The organism is Neolewinella lacunae (assembly GCF_014349155.1).
In the GTDB taxonomy this organism is placed as follows: domain Bacteria; phylum Bacteroidota; class Bacteroidia; order Chitinophagales; family Saprospiraceae; genus Neolewinella; species Neolewinella lacunae.
The window spans coordinates 1-5,557 of record NZ_JACSIT010000107.1 but is presented as its reverse complement, the minus strand read 5'-3'; the positions used below and the strand labels follow the sequence as shown (position 1 = coordinate 5,557).

Here is a 5,557-nt window from a genome sequence, read left to right as displayed (position 1 = left end):
TACGGCCTCAGGAGCCGGGGACGCTGCGCGCCCTGCGGGCTGTAAAGCTTCGCTTTACTATTATCTAACCTAGACACAGGTTATTGAACACTCCCACCATTTTGGGGATGTGAACTGGCTCAATAACAAGTCATGCAGCAAGTGTTAAATTTTCATTAACGTGTTGCAACTATGAATTTTTCGGACTACCTTGTGTGAAAGCAAGCACCATGTTGATTTCTTCTTATACCAAACCCCTTCGCTATTTCTGAACGCTTTAGTCAATAGTGTTCAAACAATTTTTATACCTTTACGAAAAGAAATTACTAACCCATTATGAATGAAACACATCCTTCAAAAGGAACACGACTTTCTTACCCCAAAGCATTCGTCCTTGGCCTTATAGTTGGTTTTACAATCTACCTTATCCTGTTAGTTCAATTCGAGGGGAAGGTAAATCTTCTTGGTCCAGAGTTTGTGATCACAGTCCTAGGTTGTGGTTTGCTTGGCATGGCTCTTTTTTGGATTTTCAAGCGAAATTGATGTCGAATTAGGGAGCTATCCGAATTCACACCCAAGACCTCGAAGAGGCAGCCACCTGGCCGCCCCTTCGCTGTTTCTGAACAGACAAAGCTGATAGTGTTTAGCTCCAATTTTGGTATGCACTCTGATAGCTAGAATACAAAAAGAATGATAATGAAAAAAATCAAAAATATTAAACTTTTATATATATAAATTTGTTTACATATTTAGGGTGGAATTGATCCCTATTATAAATATTTAACAATGAACAAGAAAAAAGCATGCAATTGCCAAACCATTTATAAGAAAGGATATATCGAAAGTTGTAAATCTTAGCCTGTAATAATTTTGACTATACTTAAAATCTTTTCTCATGTCCTACTGATATGGGTAATCAGCTACGTCAAACTCGCCCCTGAAATCTTGATTGCAATAAAAGAGATTATCGAAGCCCTATCGTAAAAGAGGCTGGCGCATCCCTCTTTTTGAAACAAACTCACCAATGGCTTTCCTGGGAGGTTTCTGACCACTAGTTCCCATAAAGATCAATCCGCTCTTCGCGCGCCAGGTTGATCGTTGGTGTTCCGTTGAAGTCCTGGACTTTGCCTTTGACGGCGATGAGTTGGCCATCGAATTCGGCCTGAGGATCGCTGGAGAAGTTGATCAGTTCCCTCTTTCTGATGAAGACAGAAAAAGCTGGTTTGGGAACTTTTTGTCGAGGTTCAGCCAGACATTTCCGGTTCGGCTGCACCGGCTATTGACTACCCTACCAACGATGTTAACATCCCACCAGGTACCCACTTGTTGCTTGCCTGAACGGTGTTGAAGTGGCCCCGGGGCAGGGTAGGGGCGGGGTGAGAGCTGAACACTATAAGCCATTTTGTTTATTTTCGTAGATAAAAATTACGTTTTGGTCGATTCAACTCTTCATCGATCTTTAGCTAACTCTATCTTGCAGTCAACCAAAAAAGATGTAATGAATATCATATAATGAGGTCGGAGGCGCTCTACTCCTTCGCCGAAACAAATCATAGAGAAGGTCCACCATAGTCCTTTGATAGAACTACAACGGTAGTTTTTATATGGTCAGGTTGGTTAGCCCCATCCTGTCGGAAACCACATGTATCACTTGCCTGATGCTATGTGGGGAGCCGAGAAATCTGAACTCTTAGACTTATCCCTGTACTCAATCAGGAAATGTCTACATAGACATCAGCGCAGCAATAGATTTGCTATGCGCCATCTGTCAAAACCCAATTCTTGCAAAAAACTGGAGTCCTCCAAGACTCCAGAAGACACAGTCAATACAAATCCTCCCCAAAAGGATTTTAATCCACATCGAAAAGAAGAGCGTTGGATCCAGTGGATCACTCTTGCTCTAGAAATCTTTGACCGGCTTGAACCATACTTAGAGAATTTGATTGAGGTCTTGAAAACTTAACCTTTGAGAGGGGAGGGCACCAGCTCTCCTCCTCTATTTTGTAGCACACTGTGTTATAGTGTTTCATTCATCACCTTTAAGGGGCGGCCACATGGCTAACCCCTTCGCTGTTCTGGAAGAGTTTAGCTCATTGTATTCACCGATACGGCAAGTAAGGAACTTTAAAAGTGGCTCGGCTGTTTTCGTTTGAAATCAAGCACTATGAAATGCCTTTTATGTGGAATTAATGAAGCTACCAGGTCAAATACTCACTACCTAACTGACTCTATCATCCGGTCAGCACTCAATGTTGATGGGAAAAATATAAGGGATACAGGCTTATTCTGGCAATTCTCAACTCAGAAGGCCGGAGCAAGGTTCGGGTTCCAGCAAGCAACAAATATTGCGAAGTTAGAGGAGGTACTTGGTCGTCAGCCAACTGATGAAGAGATAGCCCACGCAGTTGCAGAAACTGCATTCTCGGTTGATAACCATTTTTGTCCATCTTGTGAAGTTCACTTTGGTGAAATAGAGCGGCCGTTCATTGAGACTACCCTCCCTAAATTCCGAGGTGCGGACTTGACAGGAATATCAGAAATTGGAGTTGAGGACGTACGCATCTCTCGAGCATTCTTTTTATTACAAGTTCTGCGTAGTGCGCTCTGCGATAAGGCCTTCAACGTCTCAAGTGGTGTTCTCGATGACTTAAAATACCTTATCTTAAATTTTCAAGATGCGGATGTCACTCAATTTACTAAATACCCTCTTTTAGTCACCTATTTGCAAACCACAGGAGGGCAAACTGCTTACACGGAGAATCAGGTAGGATTCGTCGTATACGACATCCATCGAATCATTCTAATGAATGACTTTGTTGTTCAGTTCTTTGAAAAAGAGCCAGACGTAGTTCTTGCCGATTTCAATGACTTGTATGATCTTTCTGATTTTGAACATTTTTTGAATATCCATGAAGAAATATTCTTATTTAAAATATTTAGTAACAAGCAACGCCAAAGCTTTCTTTTCTCTGGGTTTAAGGAATTTTTAGATATATTAGTTGTCTACTTTAGAGAAAAATATGTATCTAGATTTAAGCAGGAGCCTTCAAGACGGATAATTGGCCACTTCTTGGCCACATTATCGGATCAATCGCTAGATATGCCTTTGGGAATCCGGTATGGGGATGAAAGACTAGAGGTCGTTGCAAACACTATTTTGGATAGGGTTGCTAGAGAAACAGCCAAGTATCGTTTCTGGCGTAGGTAATCCGTTACTTTGACAAGCAAAGAGAAGGGCGGGGATACATATCTAATCCGTTCCTTTTTTGTTCAGCAGCCAAAAGGTTACCTTCTAGGCCTTGCGCTTGAGCACAGGCGCAAGGCAGGAGAAGTAGGAGTGGGTAGTTTTTGAGGCAGGAAAGATCGGTGTTTGGGAGGTGCAGTAAGATTAAAAACCAAGCTTACTTAGCATGAATATTATCATAAGGTGGCTAAATTTTAGCTTCTGCAACTTTTATAGATCGGGTAACGTTCCCCGAAAAAACTACTATGCGCGAAGTACGTCACAATGGTCAAATTGCTGCTCTCATCATTGGCGAGGAGTGGTTCTATGAATTCCCAGAGGGAACAGATCTTGGAGCCAAGCTAGATCAAGCGGAGCAGATATATGTAAAACTCCCAGAACCGAACGGACGCGTTTTTGATGCGACGGAACAAGAAAAGGCCCGAATCCGATTTGTGGATGCAGGGCTGACGAGAGATGAGTTGTAAATACATTATGTGATAATGTATGTTATGAAAATCTTTCAAGCTGAATCTACTTTTTCACACGAGTCAGGATTGTGGTGTAGGCTACTTACTGTAATTATATATTAGCTGTCAGCAAACCGTCATATCTGCCGTAGTCAGCGGGCGACGACTCTATCCTCCTGTTTTATGGATCATTCTTATAGCCTAAAAACACAAAGCGCTTTTTAATTGCAACACTTTAATTTTATAATTTTTTTGTATAGTAAACGACGTGATAAATTAGGTTCGCTAACCTATCAGATTATTATCAACAATAGATCGTTACGGAGTTACTCCTCTTCGTTGTTTTTCAGGCTTTGAGCTATTTCATCAAATTTTTTAATAAATTCAATGTGATATTGCTTCGCATTTTCCAAAAGGTCCGTGTAAGTCTTTACATATACAGTTCCACTGCTCCTGTATGAATCAGCAATCATTCGTACTTTTCTGTCAGTTGATAACTTACCACAGACTAAATAACAATGAATGTTTTTCCCAAACTCATTACTCAGTCGGTCTTCAATAAAAGACACGTAATTTATAGCCTGATGAAGCTCTTTTTCGCCAACAACGGATTGAGGCCTCTTAAGCTCAATAATAAAAAAACTATCAGCGAAATTTTGGCAAAGAAAATCGATTCTACGGTTTGATTCTTCTTCCTCGATTTCACTAAAATTCTTTCTTAATAATTTTGAAAATGTCACTTCGTCTTGGAAATTCATAATTCGAGGGTCTAGAATCCAGGGAAAAGTTTTAAAGAATTGATGCATTTCGGGTACCTCCCTTGCATTGTTTTCAATATGTATTTCAAATTGCTCTATGGTTTCAATACGCATTTTAGAGATCTTGTAAAATTCTCGCGATTCGATAAACTGCCATTCCTTTAATACAATGGTCTGTAGAGGTTTTCATGCCCTTTGGAAGTTGCGAAGCCCGAAATTACTGAAGTGTTGCTGGAGATTTCGAATTAAGTCCTCATCAAGGTCCAGTCGACACAAGGATAATATTCGTTGTGCTTGGAATTCATTCATGTGACGTTGTTTTACATCGGCGATAGAGAAAGCCCTAACAGGTTGCCCCGGGACTTGTAAATGGTAAGCTGCTTTGGCTAGCGAGCCAACAGTCATCGCCACATTGAAGTGGAAATCGTTTTTCTGCCAAGAGTAGGCTTGGCAGTGCTCCAAGCCCAGTTCTTGCTTCGCGTCGCGAAATAGAAATTCTTGTTGAAATCGACATTGGTAAGCATGAAGAACTTCACCACCGTTGAGATTGGTGTCAGTTGACATATAAAGTCGATGGCCATTTACCTGGCCTTCACTGTCTAGATCATGGACAACGACCAATACGACTTGACATTTAAGCGCTTCTACATTTACAATTGCCTCGTACGCAATCCATTTTCTATCTTCGTCGATAGCACAAGGCGTAAAGACATCCTCTCTGAGGTTGCGAACAGCTACGTAGCCGTCAAACTGCCGTGGTTTCCCCCGTCGCTTTTCTCGTGGGCCGCGATAAAGATAACGGATTTTAGCGTCTTTTCTTAAACGAGTAATCACATCGAAACCGTTCATAACCATTTGATCTACAAAAGGTTGTCGAGAAAAATAGGCATCTACCGCTATGTATTTTGATATTGACTGCAAGCGGTCTTTTCGGGCAATGATAGTCGAACCATAATACTCCAATAGTGTCTCGCTTTCGTGACGGTCAACGGTTTGTACCATGTCTAAATGCAAAGCTGCCTTGTTTTGTAAGTCGACGGCAGCTAGTCCGCTGGCCTCCATACCCCACTTGGGTTTTCCGTCGCTACCGCTGTAGTAATAGTCCACTCCGTCAGTATACTTACCAC

Annotated in this window: 5 protein-coding genes; 2 read left to right on the top strand and 3 right to left on the bottom strand. The window is 41.5% G+C overall.

Features of this window, described 5'->3' with window-relative positions; translation table 11 throughout:
• Positions 1 to 1,030 precede the first annotated feature (1,030 nt).
• On the bottom strand, positions 1,031 to 1,252 hold the full coding sequence (locus H9S92_RS12025; RefSeq protein ID WP_187466966.1) for a hypothetical protein: 222 nt from the start codon (positions 1,250 to 1,252) through the stop codon (positions 1,031 to 1,033).
• An 891-nt stretch (positions 1,253 to 2,143) separates the two neighbouring features.
• On the opposite strand from H9S92_RS12025, the gene H9S92_RS12020 reads away from it, so the two are divergent.
• Together H9S92_RS12020 and H9S92_RS12015 are read left to right on the top strand one after the other, a co-directional pair.
• Positions 2,144 to 3,187, top strand: a complete 1,044-nt coding sequence (locus H9S92_RS12020; protein ID WP_187466965.1) for a hypothetical protein — start codon at positions 2,144 to 2,146, stop codon at positions 3,185 to 3,187.
• Positions 3,188 to 3,468: 281 nt separating this feature from the next.
• A complete protein-coding gene (locus H9S92_RS12015; protein WP_187466964.1) occupies positions 3,469 to 3,690 on the top strand; it encodes a hypothetical protein in 222 nt (73 codons plus the stop codon).
• A 308-nt stretch (positions 3,691 to 3,998) separates the two neighbouring features.
• Here H9S92_RS12015 and H9S92_RS12010 read toward each other — a convergent pair whose 3' ends face one another.
• Entirely contained in the window at positions 3,999 to 4,544 is a 546-nt protein-coding gene (locus tag H9S92_RS12010) for a PDDEXK family nuclease (RefSeq protein WP_187466963.1), read from the bottom strand.
• A gap of 72 nt (positions 4,545 to 4,616) precedes the next feature.
• The coding region (locus H9S92_RS12005) for a transposase (protein ID WP_222936065.1) at positions 4,617 to 5,557 on the bottom strand (941 nt) is incomplete at its 5' end.